Annotated in this window: 12 protein-coding genes; 6 read left to right on the top strand and 6 right to left on the bottom strand. The window is 64.5% G+C overall.

Annotated elements, in window-relative coordinates; translation table 11 throughout:
* Positions 1–774: 774 nt before the first annotated feature.
* The 5 genes from serC (at position 775) to DIE11_RS31220 (ending at position 6,586) form a co-directional block, all read left to right on the top strand.
* Positions 775–1,866, top strand: coding sequence for a 3-phosphoserine/phosphohydroxythreonine transaminase (gene serC / locus DIE11_RS31240; RefSeq protein WP_124488359.1), 1,092 nt, complete (start codon positions 775–777; stop codon positions 1,864–1,866).
* 38 nt (positions 1,867–1,904) lie between these two features.
* Positions 1,905–2,180: an acyl carrier protein gene (locus DIE11_RS31235; RefSeq protein WP_124488358.1), complete on the top strand. Its 276-nt coding sequence runs from the start codon at positions 1,905–1,907 to the stop codon at positions 2,178–2,180.
* 50 nt (positions 2,181–2,230) lie between these two features.
* Positions 2,231–3,439: an aspartate aminotransferase family protein gene (locus DIE11_RS31230; RefSeq protein WP_260437215.1), complete on the top strand. Its 1,209-nt coding sequence runs from the start codon at positions 2,231–2,233 to the stop codon at positions 3,437–3,439.
* Positions 3,440–3,730: 291 nt separating this feature from the next.
* Entirely contained in the window at positions 3,731–4,681 is a 951-nt protein-coding gene (locus DIE11_RS31225) for an IS481 family transposase (RefSeq protein WP_124488356.1), read from the top strand.
* Positions 4,682–5,431: 750 nt separating this feature from the next.
* On the top strand, positions 5,432–6,586 hold the full coding sequence (locus tag DIE11_RS31220) for a glycosyl hydrolase 53 family protein (protein ID WP_124488355.1): 1,155 nt from the start codon (positions 5,432–5,434) through the stop codon (positions 6,584–6,586).
* A gap of 63 nt (positions 6,587–6,649) precedes the next feature.
* On the opposite strand, the gene DIE11_RS31215 is transcribed toward DIE11_RS31220, so the two are convergent.
* The 6 genes from DIE11_RS31215 to DIE11_RS31190 form a co-directional block, all read right to left on the bottom strand.
* Complete coding sequence (locus DIE11_RS31215) at positions 6,650–7,891, bottom strand: sugar efflux transporter (protein WP_124488354.1); 1,242 nt, start codon at positions 7,889–7,891, stop codon at positions 6,650–6,652.
* Positions 7,892–7,895: 4 nt separating this feature from the next.
* Entirely contained in the window at positions 7,896–9,860 is a 1,965-nt protein-coding gene (locus DIE11_RS31210; protein ID WP_124488430.1) for a beta-galactosidase, read from the bottom strand.
* A 37-nt stretch (positions 9,861–9,897) separates the two neighbouring features.
* Positions 9,898–10,749: a carbohydrate ABC transporter permease gene (locus DIE11_RS31205; protein WP_124488353.1), complete on the bottom strand. Its 852-nt coding sequence runs from the start codon at positions 10,747–10,749 to the stop codon at positions 9,898–9,900.
* Between the two features lie 23 nt (positions 10,750–10,772).
* On the bottom strand, positions 10,773–11,690 hold the full coding sequence (locus DIE11_RS31200) for a carbohydrate ABC transporter permease (RefSeq protein WP_124488352.1): 918 nt from the start codon (positions 11,688–11,690) through the stop codon (positions 10,773–10,775).
* A 68-nt stretch (positions 11,691–11,758) separates the two neighbouring features.
* On the bottom strand, positions 11,759–13,000 hold the full coding sequence (locus DIE11_RS31195; RefSeq protein ID WP_124488351.1) for an ABC transporter substrate-binding protein: 1,242 nt from the start codon (positions 12,998–13,000) through the stop codon (positions 11,759–11,761).
* Between the two features lie 64 nt (positions 13,001–13,064).
* On the bottom strand, positions 13,065–14,219 hold the full coding sequence (locus tag DIE11_RS31190; RefSeq protein ID WP_124488350.1) for an ABC transporter ATP-binding protein: 1,155 nt from the start codon (positions 14,217–14,219) through the stop codon (positions 13,065–13,067).
* 290 nt (positions 14,220–14,509) lie between these two features.
* Between DIE11_RS31190 and DIE11_RS31185 the strand changes: the two genes are divergently transcribed.
* Positions 14,510–15,556, top strand: coding sequence for a LacI family DNA-binding transcriptional regulator (locus DIE11_RS31185; RefSeq protein ID WP_124488349.1), 1,047 nt, complete (start codon positions 14,510–14,512; stop codon positions 15,554–15,556).
* Positions 15,557–16,139 lie beyond the last annotated feature (583 nt).

The following is a 16,139-nucleotide window of genomic DNA, read 5'->3' as shown; positions in this document are numbered from 1 at the left end:
CAATTCACGGCGCGCAATTTGGGAAGCAAGAGACTCGGCTGACAATTCAAACCCATCCCCTGTCGCCGACAGATTCAGATTTGAACGGATTGATCTCTCATGTTTCGGATATTTCTTCCTACTAATTTGAAATGAGTCTATTTCGCCATTCAATTTTACGTCAAGTAGGTGAAAACCCGAAACATATTGTGGTGCATTTATATGCAAACAACTTTCCGTAAAATTACAATTTGTCGACATCCAAATAATGGGACTTATATCACCCGCCACCTCTCGACCTATTGATATGGAAGATAATTTATTCATTTTCCTTTTGAAGAGTTTACTCGTCGTAAACTTCCGGAAAAATTTGGTAACGGATGATTAGCCTGTCAGGAATGCCAGGAATAGGACGTCAACCATCCAATCGGTATTGGGAGCGGCAATGAACCGGCATGCCGCCTGGCTGCTTCCGCTTTGGCGAATCGCTTTCATCCGAATCGACGCAAATCGAATGCGGCGTCGAACAAGCGCGGCAAACATGCCTGGAAAATCACCTTGACTTTGCCTTCTGGTACGCATAGTTTTCGTATCCGTAAACAAACCGAACGCTCATGTCGCGTGAAATGCCACGGGCATCCGAATTTTCGCGCGCGCAGATGATGATTTAACCGTGTCGCCCGGCTGATAATCTCTCACCTCAGCAATTTCAAATTGGAATTAAGAACGGGGCGTCATACCCGGGATACCGGCTGTTCACAGCCGACCCTTTTTCAATTCTCGGCGAGGAATATCTTGAACCTGCAATACAACTTCTCGGGTGGCCCCGGTGCGCTTCCCTTACCGGTACTGATGCAGGCGCAGGACGCCATCCGGGAGATTCCGGGCGTCGGGCTCTCGGTGCTGGGAATTACGCACCGCTCCCCATGGTTTCGAGACGTGGTCGACGAATGCGAGGCGAATATCCGCCACCTGCTCAAGGTTCCGGACGACTATCACGTGCTCTTCCTGCAAGGCGGCAGCACTTTGCAGTTTGCGATGCTGGCGATGAACTTCTCCGAAATCGGTAGTCGACCGCCCGCCTACGTCTCGTCGGGCTACTGGAGCCGCAAGAGCGTACTCGATTCTGGCATCGCGTCGCGCATGTCGGTTGCCTGGGACGGCGAGCCCGGCGGCTTCCGGCGTATCCCGCAGGCGCACGAACTGGAGATTGCGCCAGGCGCCGCCTACCTGCATTACGTGTCGAACGAGACCGTGGAGGGGCTGCAGATCTTCGACCACCTGAGCCGCGGCGATACGCCGATTTTCTGCGACATGTCGTCGGATTTCATGTCTCGGCCGGTCGACGTCGCACGTTACGCGATGATTTACGCCCATGCGCAAAAGAATCTCGGACCGGCCGGCATCACGATCGTCATCCTGCGCAACGACCTCGTCGAGCGGGCCCAGGCCGGACTCGCGAGCATTCTCGACTATCGCACGCACATCGACGCGCGCTCGATCTACAACACGCCTCCGGTATTTTCGATCTATATCGTGCTGCTCGTCACGCGCTGGATTCGCGAGAGCTTCGGCGATCTGACACAGCTCGATGCATACAACCGGCAAAAGGCGAACCTGCTGTACCAGGTACTCGACGCGAGCCCCGGGTTCTACGTCGCTCACGCCGAACCCGACTCCCGTTCGCGGATGAACGTCACGTTCAACTGCAGCACGCAGCAAACAACCGCGCAGTTCCTGCAGGAGGCGCGCACATCCGGCTTTCACGGACTCGACGGCCACCGCTCGATCGGCGGGGTACGCGCATCGCTGTACAACGCCGTCACGGAACAGGAAACCAGCGCCCTCGCGCGGTTCATGACGTCGTTTCGAGACCGCCACGCCTGAACGCCACCGCATCCCAATATCCGCAGAGAGGTGAACGCATGATCGAGATCAGCGATTTCGTGATGCAGCTTGTCGCGAGCAAAACCAGGAGGCTCGTGGACACGAACTGGTGGAACGTCCCCCTCGACGAACTCGGCCTGACGTCGATCGACCTGGCCGAAATTCTCTTCGACATCGAGGAGCATTTCAACGTCGAGATTCGGCTCGATCATTTGCGGCACGATATCCACGGCATGCTGACGCTGCGACAGATCACGGAATCGCTCGCGTCGCTGCTGCCGCCCAAGCTGAACTCGACGCTCACGGCACGATGAAGACCGAGCTTGCGCCGCAAGGCATCGCGTGGCCCGCATTGCGCGAGCGAATGCAGGAGATGAAGGCGCACGACTGGGACGTCCATGCGGGCCGCCTGCCGCTCCACGCCTATTACGCCGGTGCGGAAACCATGCGGGTAGCCGAAGAGGCGTTCATGATGTTCGTGCATCAGAACCAGCTCGCTCCCGGTACGTTTCCGAACCTCGCATGTATGGAGGCAGAGGTCGTCTCGATGGTCTGCGCGTTGTTTCACGGCGGCGACGGCGCGACGGGATCGGCGACCTCGGGCGGCAGCGAAAGCATCATGCTCGCGCTGAAAGCGGCACGCGACCGCGCCGTCGCCGTTCGCGGCGAGATCTCGAGCGGGCGGCGCAACATCGTGATTCCGGCGTCCGCGCATCCCGTCTTCGACAAGGGTGCTCGCCTGCTCGGCCTCGACGTCGTCCGGGTCGGGCTCGACGCCGCATTTCGATGCCGTGTCGACGCGATGGCGGATGCTATCGACGAGAACACGATTCTGCTCGCCGGATCCGTGCCGTCTTTGCCGTTCGGCAGCGTCGATCCGATCGAAGATATCGCGCAACTCGCGTCGGCGCGCGGACTCTGGTGCCATGTCGACGCCTGCATCGGCGGCATGGTCGCACCATTCGCGAGCGAGCTTGGTCATACCGTGCCGCCTTTCGATTTCCACATCCCAGGCGTCACGTCGATATCAACCGATCTCCACAAGTTCGGCTACGCGTTGAAAGGCATTTCGCTGATTCTCTATACCGACGCGGACCATGCGCAGTACCAGGCGTTCGCGTTCCAGAACTGGCCCAAAGGACGATACGAAACGCCGACCCTGCTCGGCTCGCGATCCGGCGGACCGCTGGCATCGGCATGGGCGGTCATGCAGTATCTCGGGCGCGCCGGATACGCCGGCCTGACGCGGCGCCTGATGCGGTTGCGCGGCGACTACCTCGAACGCATCGCCGACATACCTGAACTGACCGTGCTTGGCACGCCGCCGTTGTCGGTGCTCGCGGTAGCGTCGCCGAGTCTTGATATGTTCGGGCTGGCCTCCGAAATGACGGCGCGCGGGTGGTTCATGAGCCTCGTGGCCGAACCGCTAGCGTTCCAGCAAACACTGACGCTGGCCCACGAGCGAACCTTAGACGAATACTGCCATGATCTGCGTGAAATCATTAAGAAAGGTACCCAGGCACCGGACTCAGCCGTAGTACCGACAAGGCGATGGGAAATCACGACTTATTGAGGCGTAGGTCCCTTGCGCTGGCGTCTCTACGGGGGTCTTCAAGATTCCGGCGAAAACGTACGAATTGCGCTCTGGCCAATGTACAGCTGTCGAGGCGGTCGCCAGATTCGGTTCCACTGCTATTTTTCCAGTGGCGCTCTGCGCGAAGCAGAACTTGCCAAGTATCTGAGCCGACAACGCTATCGCAGCAACTAGTTGTGAAGCTTCAATAGGTTGTATCGATGGTTCATCCGGACTGAGTCTGGGAGACTGGAAGTCGCCAAACACCCAACCTTCCAGGAACCCAGCCGGATGAACACCCATAAGAATGCCCGACTCACTTTCGCGCGTCGACTTGAGATGGTTCAGGAGATCACCGAATTCGGTTCAAGCGTGCCGCAGGCCGCGGCCGATCATGGCGTGACAGCGCCAACCGTGCGCAAATGGCTGGGTCGCTATCTGGCCGGTGGTGCAGCAGCGCTGGCTGACGCCTCGTCGCGTCCGGCGTGCTCCCCACGTTCAATCGCTCCGGCAACTGCCTTGCTGATCGTGGAATTACGCCAGCAGCGCTTGCTACAGCGCCAGATCGCCCGACAGGCAGGCGTGTCTGTCTCGACCGTCAGCCGCGTGCTGGCGCGTGCCGGACTATCCCGGCTGAGCGACCTGCAACCACGTGAACCCGTTCAACGCTACGAACACGAGGCGCCAGGCGACTTGCTGCACATCGACATCAAGAAGCTCGGTCGAATCGCGCGTCCTAGCCATCGTGTCACCGATAATCGGCGCGATACGGTGGACGGCGTGGGTTGGGAGTACCTGTTCGTCGCCGTGGATGACCATGCCCGGATTGCCTTCACGGCGATGCATCCCGACGAGACGAAACGCAGTGCCGTGCAGTTCCTGCGCGACGCCGTTGCGTGGTACGCCGGGCTCGGCGTGCAGGTGCGCCGGTTACTGACCGACAACGGTTCGGCGTTCCGTTCGCACGAGTTTGCTCGGGCCTGTCAGGAACTGGGTATCCGACACAAATTTACGCGGGCGTATCGTCCGCAGACCAACGGTAAAGCTGAACGCTTCATCCAGTCGGCTTTACGTGAGTGGGCCTATGCATGGGCGTACCAAAACTCGGCTCATCGCATTGAAGCCTTGGCGAGTTGGCAGCATCACTACAACTGGCATCGGGCTCATAGCGCCATCGGCGGCATTGCGCCGATGGCGAGACTTCCCGCGTCGAGAAACAACCTCTTGACGCTTCACAACTAGTCCGCACCCGTAACAACGGAGTCAGCTGGAACAGCTAATCCTGATGGCGTTCAGGGTCGACGCAGTCATCTCCGACGACGGTCATAGCTCTTCCCACAAAAGGTTGGACATTAATCGATGGTTTCATATAGAGGGTCGACGCGAAGGCACGGGAGGTTTGCACCAGTCATCGTGACGAAGCTCATGGTTCCCGAACCAGTAGCACACGGGATGTGACTACCAGTCCCGTCCTTGTCGCACGACGCTTGATTATCATCGTTTCGAAACACGTTGCCAGCATAGGTCCAATCCGTATCGTCCGGATTGCTTGGAGACATTGTGCATTGATAGTCGAACATGATGAACTATTTGATCCGGATACTCGACGCTATACTGGGTCGGAGTCCGTCAGCACGATCCGCCCATGCGCCGTCACCATGCTCTTACCCTGTCATCGCTGCCAAACTCGCCGATGGAGCGCTCGAATCTGATCTGGGCCCAATCGGGCTTACCCGCAGCCGCCCCCTTTTCGAAGACAAACCTCGCGGATACACTCAATGTCAACGAGGAATGGTTAGTCGTTCCTATTTCGTTGGGTATTCGCTCCCTCCTGCCAAATACTAAGCATGACACATTGTCCTTGGGCATCGACGGGCGCTTTTGCTACGCTCGTTTCGACGCCTGACCGGCGTCAAAAAAAGCATTGAAAATTTAAACGCTTAAATTTTACTGGAGCCGACGGGTTCGGCCTCCATGTTCAGGAGGATGACGATGGACAGACGATCGATGTTGCGCTGGAGCCTCTCGGCCGCGGCGCTTGCCGGCCTCGATTTCGCCGGCGCGGTGCCGGCGCTTGCCGCGCTGCGCGGGTCGGCACCCGGCTCGTTCGCCATGGGCGCAGACGTGTCGACGCTGCCGCAGCTGGAGGCGCACGGCGCGAGCTTCTTCGACCGCAACCAGGCCGGCGACTGCCTCGCGATCCTGCGCGCGCACGGTGTCGATTCGATCCGGATCAAGGTCTGGAACGATCCCGGCAATCCGGCCTTCTACCCTTCCAACCAGAGCGAGCCGGCCGGCTACAACGACGCCGCGCATGTGTGCGCGCTCGCGCGGCGAGCGGCGGCCCTCGGGTTGCGCGTGCTGGTCGACTTCCACTACAGCGACTGGTGGGCCGATCCGGGCAAGCAGTATCCGCCGCACGCGTGGGCGGGCAAGAACCTGGCCGACACCTGCGCGCTGCTGGCCGCGTACACGACCGACGTCCTGACGCAGCTCGCGCGGGCCGGCGTGCGTCCCGAATGGGTGCAGATCGGCAACGAAATCACGGGCGGCATGCTGTGGCCACTCGGCAAGTACGACCAGTGGGACAACCTCGCGCAACTGCTGAAGACCGCGCATGACGCCGTCAAGGCATTCGATCCCCGGATCAAGGTGATGCTGCACATCGACAGCGGTGGCGACAACGCGAAGAGCCGCTGGTGGTTCGACAGCGCGACGCAGCGCGGTGTCGCCTTCGACGTGATCGGCCTGTCGTACTACCCGCAATGGCAGGGCTCGCTCGACGACCTGCGCAACAACGCGAACGATCTCGCCGTGCGCTACGGCAAGGAACTGATCGTCGTCGAGACGGCCTATCCGTGGACCACCAGCGACGGCGACAGCGAACCGAACACGATGACGAACACGGGCTCGACGACGTTCCCGCCGTCGCCCGCCGGGCAGGCGCAGTTCCTCGCGGCGGTGACCGACATCGTGAAGGGCATTCCGGGCGGACGCGGCAAAGGCGTGTTCTGGTGGGAGCCGGAATGGATTCCGACGCCCGGCGTGGGGTGGAAGATCGGTGCAGGCGATCAGTGGGACAACAACACGCTGTTCGATTTCCACGGCAACGCGCTCCCGTCGCTGGATGCGTTCCGGCGACGCTGACGACATGCCGGCCGCTGCGTGACATTCGTGCGCGGCGGCCGGCCAGAAGTGCGTCGCTTTGCATCAGCCCGGCATATCGCAGCGTCCGCCCGCAACGCCGGTACCCGGGTCGCGCGCCGCGCGCAGCAGCGCCCATGCCGCGAGCGCCAGCGCCCCGCAGCACAGAAACGTCGCGCGGTAGCCGAACAGGTCGAGCAGCGCGCCGGACAGGATCCCCGACACGATCGACCCGACGCGTGCGGTGCTGAAGAACATCGCGGTCGCGGTGCCCGGCCGCGTCGGCATCATGTCACACGCGCGCGTCATGCCGAGGCACGACGTAATCGCGACGACACACGCGCTCAACAACTGAAGCGGCAGGACCGCGCCGACATGCGGCACCGCCGCGAGCCCCGCGAAATAGATCGCGTGCACGGCCGCGCAGCCGGTCAGCCAGCGGGCCTTGTCGAGCCGGGTCGAGCGGATCCCGAGCCACAGCATCATCGGGATCTCCAGCAGTGCGGCCATGCCGAGCGCAGCCGACACGTCCGCCGGCGAGCCGCCCAGCCCGCGCACGACGTACAGCGGCAGCACGATCATCGTCGCGTTCGCCGCGAGGCCGATCAGCGTCAGTGCGGCCAGCGTGCGCATGACGACCGAACGCGGCGCGGTGGGTTGCGAAGAAGCCGCCGCCGGCGCGCCGACGGCGCACAACGCCGATACCACAGGGACGGGCCGCGCGGCCGGCTCCGGAATCCGCATCACGATCGCCATGCACGCCGCGAAGCCGAGCGCGGCGGCCACGAACAGACCGGAGAAGCCCGCTTGCGCGAGGATCAGCGCGCCGAGCGCCGGCCCGAACACCCACGCGACGGACAGCATCGTGCGCAGCGCGGCCGCCGCGAATTCGCGCTCGGCGTCGTTCGCTGCCGGCAGCACCGCGCGGGCGAACGAGAAGATGTGCGACAGCGACACGGCGCCCGCGCCGAGCAGCAGCGTGCCGGTGACGATGACGGGCGCCGGCGCGCGCAGCCGGCACAGCAGCGCGAAGCCGAGTGCGGCGGCCGCGAGCGACGCGACGAGCAGCGGACGATGCTTCGCATGGCGATCCGACCAGCGGCCCGCCCACGTGCTCGCGACCACGCCGCTCGCTGCGATCAAGGTCATGAACACCCCGGCCATCCAGGGCGACATGCCGGCCGCCTCGACGCCGAACAGCGACAGAAACGGGGCGGTAAACGACATCGCGACGCCCAGCATCAACGCGGCGGCGGACAGCGCGACGAAATGCGGAATCCGGACCAGGCCGGCAAACCGGGATCGCATGACGTCAGTCCGGCACGATCCACGCCGCGACGTCGACCGCGCCGATCACGGGCCCGCCCAGTACGAACGTCGCGTCTGCCGGCGCGGGTGCCGGAACAGGCGTTTCGCCGTAATTGAGCGCGAACGTCAGGCGGCCGCGCCGGCGCAGTCGCACGCCGTCCGGCAACGCCCGCACCGGCAACCCGGCCTCGCGTGCGCTGCGGGCGATCACCGCCCGCAGCACGGCCGGATCGAAACAGGCCGGCGCATACGTCACGCGGCCGTGCGCGACGAGTGCCGGCACGCCGTCGTCGAATGAGGCGAGCACGTCGACCTCGCCGGTGTCCTCGACGTGGTCGCGCCACCTGACGGCATGCCCCTCCACACCGTCGACAGTCACGCCCGGCGCCAGCGACGGCCGCAGCGATTCGACCTGTTCGATCCGGGCCGGCAACACGTCGCGAAGCCTGCCGGGCGCGAGCCCCGGCACGATCGCGAACTCGGCGGTCCGTGAGCCGCTGCGCGGGCCGAACAGCCAGTGCGCACCACCGCGCGCCGCCTGCTCGACCAGGCCATCCGGCACGACCGGCAATGTCGGCGCAACGACCAGCGCGTAGCCGTCCAGGTCCGCGTTCGCCGCGACGAGGTCGACGTCGAGCCCGAGTTCGCGCAGCGCGCGATACCAGTCGAACACATGCTGCTGATAGTCGAAGTCCGCGCCGTGTGGCTGGATCCGGATCATCCAGTCGGCTTCGTAGTCGAACAGCAGCGCCACGCGCGCGGGCACGGGGCGAGCGTTCGTCAGCGCAGGATCGAGCGTCGCGAGCTCGGCGGCGACCCGTGCGACTTCGCGCCCGCCAGCGGACAACCGGTCGTCCGGCGTATTCAGCCCCGAGTGCAGTTGCTCCTGCGCATGCGGATATTGCCGCCAGCGGAAATACGACACGAGTTCCGCTCCGTGCGCGAACGCCTCCCAGGTCCACAGCCGCACCGCCCCCGCGTGCGGCACCGGATTGTGCGGCCCCCAGTTCACGGGGCCGGCCTGCTGCTCCATCACCCACATCCGCCCGCGGCCGATGCCGCGATACAGGTCGTGCGAGAACGCCGACACGTCCGGATGCCCGGTGCGCGCCCAGCGATGCTTGTCGCGTTCGTCGAGCGGCAGCACCTCGGTGCGCGGCACCGGATAGCTGTCCCACGCGGCGACGTCGAGACCGGAGCGGGCGAATGCGTAGTGATCGAATTCCGTGAAGAAACCCATGAAGTTGTGCAGCACGTCGCGGCCCGGCGAATGCGCGCGAATCCGCTCGACCTGCAGCGCATGGAACCGCGCGACCTCGTCCGACTGGAAGCGCATGAAATCCAGCCGATGGGCCGGATTGGCGTCGGTCGGCGTGTGCCGCGGCAGTTCGATCTCGCTGAAGCTGCGGTACTCCATGCTCCAGAACACGTTGCCCCATGCGCGGTTCAGCGCCGCGATCTCGCCGTAGCGCGCGGCCAGCCAGCGCCGGAAGCCCGCGAGCGCGGCCAGCGTATAGCTCGGCAGCGTGTTGTGGCAGCCGAGCTCGTTGTCGGTCTGCCACGCGATCACGGCCGGATGCGTGCCGTAGCGATGCGCCATCGCGTCGACGATCCGCACGCAGTGCTCGCGATAGACCGGGCTCGACACGTCGTAGTGGCGCCGCGAGCCGAATTGCCAGACCGCGCCGTCCGCGCCGACCGGCAGGATGTCGGGATGGCGGTCGACGAGCCACTTCGGCGGCGACGCGGTCGGCGTGCCGAGCACGATCCGCAGGCCGTGCCGCGCGAGCGTGTCGATCGCCTCGTCGAGCCACGCCCAGCAGTAGCGTTCCGGCTCCGGTTCCATGCGGCTCCATGCGAATTCCGCGATCCGCACGCAACGCAGGCCGAGTTCGGCCATGCGGCGCGCATCGCTCGCCCATTGTTCGCGCGGCCAGTGTTCGGGGTAATAGCAGACGCCGAGGCGCATCGCGGTGTCCTTGCCGGCAGGAGAAAAGGTCATCGGGTCATCCTTTGGTCGCGCCGAACGTCAGGCCGGCGACGAAGTGTTTCTGCATCGCGAAGAACATCGCGACCGACGGCAGCGCGGCCAGCACCGAGCCGGCCGACACAAGAGTCCAGGCGGTCGTCCACTGCCCTTTCAGCGCGGCGACGCCGACCGTGATCGGCGCGGCATCGTCGCCCTGCGTCAGGCACAGTGCCCAGAAGTAGTCGTTCCAGACGAACGTGAACACGAGGATCGCGAGTGCCGCGAGCGCGGGCCGCACGAGCGGCAGCACGACGCGCAGGTAGATCGTCCATTCGCTCGCGCCTTCCACGCGCGCGGCCTCGATCAGCTCGAACGGCAGCTCGCGGATGAAGTTGCGCAGGAACAGCGTGCAGAAGCCGGTCTGGAACGCGGTATGGAACAGCACGAGCGCCCATACCGTGTTGTACAGCCCGATGCCGAGCATGATCTGCCGCACCGGGATCATCAGGATCTGGATCGGCACGAAGTTGCCCGCGACGAACAGCCCGAGCAGCACCGCGTTGCCGCGGAACCGGTAGTTCGCGAGCGCGTGCCCGGCGAGCGACGCGAGCAGGATCGACGCGACGACCGACGGCACCGTGATCAGGATGCTGTTCACGAAGTAATGAAGCATCGGCGTCTGCATCAGCGCGGTGCCGTAGTTGTCGACGAGCGCGAAGTGCTGCGGCCAGCTCCAGTAGTGGCCGGCCGCGAGCTCGTCGCTCGATCGGATCGACGTGACGAGCACGGCCATCAACGGCGCGAGCCACAGCGCGAGCGCACATGGCAGGGAGACGCCATACAGCCAGCGCGACGGCCGGCTCCAGCGGGAAACGGGCATGGGATACATGAGCGTTGGGCTCCGGTGCGGGATCAGGATTCGGTGCGCACGAGCTTGCGCAGTTGCCACGCGATGTAGACGAGCATGATCGCGAACAGCACGACCGCGATCGCGGCCGAATACCCTTCGCGGTAATACTTGATCGCCTGGTCATACATGAAATATGCGAGCACCGTCGAGCTGTCGAACGGGCCGCCGCCCGTCATCACCGAGATCAGGTCGAAGCTGCGCAGCGCACCGATCACGGTCAGCACGATCGCCATGAACGTCGCGGGCCGCAGCTGCGGCAGGATGATGTGCCACAGCAGCGTGAAGCCGCGCGCGCCCTCCATCCGCGCGGCCTCGACGATCTCGCCGTTCAGGCCGGTCAGCCCCGTGAGGTAGAGGATCATGCAGAACGGAATCTGCGGCCACAGCGCCGCGGCAATCACGCCGTAGGTCGCGTAGCGCGGATCGCCGAGCACCGGGATGCCGTGGCCGACGATCAGCTTCAGCAGGCCGAAGGTCGGGTCGTAGAACCACGAGAACACGAGCCCGACGACCACGCCCGGCAAGACGAACGGCGCGAAGAACAGCGATTTCACGAGGCGGATCCCGCGCACGTTCTGGTTCAGGTACAGCGCCAGCGCGAGCCCGAGCGGCGGCGCGGCGAGGAACAGCGCGAGCCACGCGAGGTTGTTCTTCAGCGCGACGTAGAACGTGTCGGATTGCACAAGTTCGCGGTAGTTGCCGAGACCGATGAACACGGGCGGCGTCATCCCGTCCCAGTCGTGAAAGCTGAGCCAGATGCTGCTGACGATCGGATACAGCACGAACACGCTGAACAGCGCGAGGCCGGGCAGCACGAACAGCAGCGCCGCGCGGGTGCGGCGACGCGCGAGCGATGCGCCGGTGCGCGGCCGGCGGCGCGCCCCTCGCGGCAATACGTTATCGGACAGGCTGAGTGACATCGGGGAACCCTCGGCGAAGCGGACGGAGCGGTATCGAGGGCCGGCGCAACCGGCCCGTTCGACGCGCGCTACTTCTTGTAGATGCGCTTGCGCGTCTGCTCGAGGCGCTGCAGGATCGCGTCGAGCTGCGTCGGGTCGGACAGGAACTGCTGCATCGCCTTCATCCCCTCGTCGGCCATTTCCTTCGTCATGTCGCGGTCGTAGAACTGCGCGATGCCGCCCGTCGTCGTCGCGAGCGTATGGAAGCCGATCTTCGAGATCGGATCCTGCGGCTCGGGAGCCTTGTTGTTCGACGGCAGCTGGCCCATGCCCTTCGAGAACTCGCCATTGATCGCGGGCTGCCCCATGAACGCGAGCAGGCGGCGGGCATCCGTCTTGTTGTGCGCCTTCGCCGGCACCACCAGCACGTTGACCGGGCCGTCCTCGGCCAGCGGCATCGATGCGTCGATCACCGGGAAGCGGAAGAAGCCTATCGGGTTGCGCGCCGCACTCAGCAGGCCCGCCGAGTACCAGGTGCCCATCAGCGTCATCGCGGCCTGGCCATTCACGATCAGCGGGCTCAGCGAATCGACGTCGTAGGACAACGCGTTGTCGATGAAGTACCTGTCGTCGATCAGCTTCTTCCATGCCGCATACACGGCGCGCACGCGCGGATCGGTATAGGCAACGTCGCCCGCCATCAGCTTCTGGTGGAACGCGTAGCCGTTGATCCGCAGGTCGAGATAGTCGAACCACGCGGCGAGCGTCCACGCGTCGCGCGCGGCCACCGCGATCGGCGCGATGCCGGCCGCCTTCAGCTTGCGGCACGCGTCGAGAAACTGCGCCCAGTCGGCAGGCTCGCCGTGAATGCCGGCCTTGTCGAACAGGTCCTTGCGGTAAAACAGGCCGTACGCGTCATAGCCGAGCGGCAGGCTGTAGACCTTGCCCCCGTAGGTCGACGACTGCTTCACGGCCGTATAGGTATCGTTCCAGCCGTTCCTCTGCCAGTCCGGCGTCAGGTCCTCGATCAGTCCGCGCTTCGCGAAATATGCGAGCCGCTCGCCGTTATTCCAGCTCACCACGTCAGGCGGATCGGTCGCGAGCCACCCGGACATCTGCACCTTGAACGCCTCCTCGCCGACGTAGCTGACCTTCAGGTCGATGTCGGGATTGGCCTTGCGGAACTGGTCGAACGCGTTCTGCCACGTCGCGCGCTGGTTGCCGCGCGCGGCGACGTTCACCTTCAGCGTGCCCGCATCGGCCGAGCCGGACGCGACGAGCGCGGCGACGGTCGTCAGGGCGAGCAGCAGTTTGCTCGGGCGAAATCTCATCGTTGTCTCCTGGTTTTTGCGTGGTATGCGCCGCGCGCGGGACGCGCGGGGAATCGGTGTGCCGCTACACGAACGTCGGCTCCGCGTGCACGGCCGGTAACGCCGTGCCGGCCTCGTCGAACAGGTGGCAGTGTTCGGCCGGCACCTGCAGCGCATGCCGCTCGCCGCGCCGCAGCGTGGTCTGCCCGGGCAGCTTCGCGAGCAGCGGCGTGCCGCCCGGCTGGTCGAGGTGGACATAGGCCGCCTCGCCGAGCTGCTCGACGAGTGCGACTTCGCGAACGATCGATGGCGCGTCCGGCGCGGCACCTGTACCCACCGCCAGGTGTTCCGGCCGAATGCCGAGGGTCAGCGGCATGCCTGCCGCCATGCCGCGCGGCAGCGCACGGCCTCGCAGCACCAGCCGCTCTCCCGTGCCGTCGAGCGCCAGCCGGCAGGCATCCGGATCGTTCGATGCAACGGTCGCCGGCAGGAAGTTCATTCGCGGCGAGCCGATGAATCCCGCGACGAAGCGGTTCGCCGGCCGGTGATACAGCTCGAGCGGTGCGCCCACCTGCGCGATGCTGCCGAAGCGCGCGACGTCGTCGCCAGCGTGCAGCAGCACGATCTTGTCGGCGAGCGTCATCGCCTCGATCTGGTCGTGCGTCACGTAGACCGAACTCGACTGCCCGAAGCGCGCGTGCAGGCGTGCAATCTCGACGCGGGTCTGGCCGCGCAGCGTCGCATCGAGGTTCGACAGCGGTTCGTCGAACAGGAACACGCGCGGCTCGCGCACGATCGCGCGGCCGATCGCGACGCGCTGCCGCTGGCCGCCCGACAGCGCCTTCGGCTTGCGATCGAGCAGCGATTCGAGTTGCAGCACGCGCGCGGCCTCGGTCACGCGCCGGCGGATTTCATCCTTCGGCACGCCGGCGATCCGCAGGCCGAAGCCGATGTTGTCGAACACCGTCATGTGCGGAAACAGCGCGTAGCTCTGAAATACCATCGCGACGCCGCGCTCGGCCGGCGGCGTGTCGTTCATCCGCTCGCCGCCGATGCACAGCTCGCCTTCGCTCACCTCCTCGAGCCCGGCGATCATGCGCAGCAACGTCGACTTGCCGCAGCCCGACGGCCCGAGGAACACACAGAATTCGTGTGACGCGATCTCCAGGTTCACGTCGCGCAGCACCGGCGCATGATCGCCGTAGCGCTTGGATACATCCTTCAATGAAATGGCGGTCATCGATGGTCTCCGTCGGCGTCACGCAGCAGGCTGCGCAAAATTTAAACGCTTAAATTTTTGTGGCGCCACGCGCCGGATTCGCCGTACCATGATGTCTCCTGTTCATCGGCGTCGATACGCCAGCGCGTGCTTCGCGCGCCCGGCCGCTGTCGAACCGTCGAATTGCCTGTTCGGGGTGTGTCGAGAAATTAGCGCACCGATTATCGCTGCGCAACTTGTGGGACGCTATCCCAATATATGCATCAGCATCCGTTTTCCCCGACCCTGCCGGCCTCGGCCGGCCATAGCCGATGGTGACGCTCGCCGAAGTCGCGCGCCGCGCGAACGTAACGGCCGCGACCGTCTCGAATGTGCTGCGCAACCCGCAGAAGGTCAAGACGTCGACGGTCGAGCGCGTGATGGCGGTCATCCGTGAGCTCGGCTACCGGCCGAACCTCACGGCCCGCGCACTGGCCGAAGGCCGCACGCCCACGCTCGCGCTGATGCTGTCGAACATCACGAACCCGTTCTATCCGGAGTTCGTGCTGGCAGCCGAGCGCGAGGCGCGCAAGCGCGGCTACTACCTGCTGGTCACGAACACCGACGACGATCCCGCGATCACTCGCAGTTACCTGGAACGCATTGCCGGCACGCTCGCAGCCGGCGCGATCGTGATGAACACCGATCTCGCCGAATCCGAGCTGGCCGACCTCGCGCGCCATGGCGCAGCCATCGTCCTGTGCATGTGGGAGCACGTGCCGGCGTCGCACACGCTGCCCTGCGTGACGGTCGACTTCGCGGCGGCCGGTGCGCTGGCTGCCACGCACCTGTCCGGGCTGCGGCACCGGCGCTTCGGCGCGCTCGTGGGCAAGGGCTCCGGCGGCCCGCAGTCGGTGCGGCTGCGCGGCTTCGTCGACGCGCTCGTGGCGCGCGGCCATCCCGAACGTGCGGTCACGACGCGGTCGACGCACGATTCGATCGAGGGCGGCTACGACGCCACCATAGCGCTGCTGCGCGCGCATCCGGATCTCACCGCGCTGTTCGCGACCAACGACCTGATGGCGATCGGTGCGCTGCAGGCGGCGGCCGACCTGGGCCGGCGCGTGCCCGACGACCTCTCGGTCGTCGGCATGACGGATATCCAGCTCGCGCACCAGTTCCGTCCCGCGCTGACGACGGTGCGGTTCCCGACGCCGCTGATCGCCGCGCATGCGATTGCCATGGCGCTCGAGATGATCGAGGGAGAACCGCCAAGCGAAAGCACGCGCGTGTGCGGCACACCGGAACTCGTGGTCAGGGAATCAACGGCCGTCGCACCGACGCGCCGCAAGGCGACATCGGCGCGACGCTCGAATTGAAGCTGTCGCGCCGGGCCCGTTCAGACTCTTCAGCCCATCGAGCGGTAGCCCGAGCAATCGGCGCTCACGTCGCGACCACCGCTGCTACAACCTGCCAGCGATCGATCCGGGCAGCTATGCCCGAAGCGCAATGAACCGAGGCACGGAAATCACGGTCGGGTGACGCCTTTCCCGGATCGCACGATTCGACTCGTGATCATGCTCTTTTGACAGGCGGCTTACGGCGTTCGCGCACCGGTACCGTTCCCTGTCGCGCCCTCGAGTCGTCTTTTTAATATACGACATCATATTTCTAAGGCGCAATTTTCACCTCTACCCCTCGTGTTCAGCGCCCGTCTCGTTCTCTACAAGACAAACCCGGAAATTCTTCAAATTTCAACTGTACGTCAGTTATACAAGAAGATTACGGAATCCTTTTCATAGGGTAGTCACGTACGCGAAATTCGCATGTTCCGCGTATCATCATGACGACATATGACAATAGATGTCATACCACTATTGCCGTATCGACATCATCTAACAACCAGGATGGAGACAGCCGTGACCGCACCCGACCGCAACGGAAAACCCGACGACCTCAAGC

Origin of the sequence: Burkholderia sp. Bp9012 (genome assembly GCF_003853825.1) — a bacterium.
Classification (GTDB): Bacteria; Pseudomonadota; Gammaproteobacteria; order Burkholderiales; family Burkholderiaceae; genus Burkholderia; species Burkholderia diffusa.
Note: the sequence above shows the minus strand (reverse complement) of the source record. Positions and strands in the feature narration are given on the sequence as shown.

Coding starts and splice junctions, on each gene's coding strand:
- DIE11_RS31235 (WP_124488358.1), top strand. CDS start 1,905: ATGATCGAGATCAGCGATTTCGTGATGCAGCTTGTCGCGAGCAAAACC.
- DIE11_RS31230 (WP_260437215.1), top strand. CDS start 2,231: ATGCAGGAGATGAAGGCGCACGACTGGGACGTCCATGCGGGCCGCCTG.
- DIE11_RS31225 (WP_124488356.1), top strand. CDS start 3,731: ATGAACACCCATAAGAATGCCCGACTCACTTTCGCGCGTCGACTTGAG.
- DIE11_RS31220 (WP_124488355.1), top strand. CDS start 5,432: ATGGACAGACGATCGATGTTGCGCTGGAGCCTCTCGGCCGCGGCGCTT.
- DIE11_RS31215 (WP_124488354.1), bottom strand. CDS start 7,891: ATGCGATCCCGGTTTGCCGGCCTGGTCCGGATTCCGCATTTCGTCGCG.
- DIE11_RS31210 (WP_124488430.1), bottom strand. CDS start 9,860: ATGCGCCTCGGCGTCTGCTATTACCCCGAACACTGGCCGCGCGAACAA.
- DIE11_RS31205 (WP_124488353.1), bottom strand. CDS start 10,749: ATGTATCCCATGCCCGTTTCCCGCTGGAGCCGGCCGTCGCGCTGGCTG.
- DIE11_RS31200 (WP_124488352.1), bottom strand. CDS start 11,690: ATGTCACTCAGCCTGTCCGATAACGTATTGCCGCGAGGGGCGCGCCGC.
- DIE11_RS31195 (WP_124488351.1), bottom strand. CDS start 13,000: ATGAGATTTCGCCCGAGCAAACTGCTGCTCGCCCTGACGACCGTCGCC.
- DIE11_RS31190 (WP_124488350.1), bottom strand. CDS start 14,219: ATGACCGCCATTTCATTGAAGGATGTATCCAAGCGCTACGGCGATCAT.
- DIE11_RS31185 (WP_124488349.1), top strand. CDS start 14,510: ATGGTGACGCTCGCCGAAGTCGCGCGCCGCGCGAACGTAACGGCCGCG.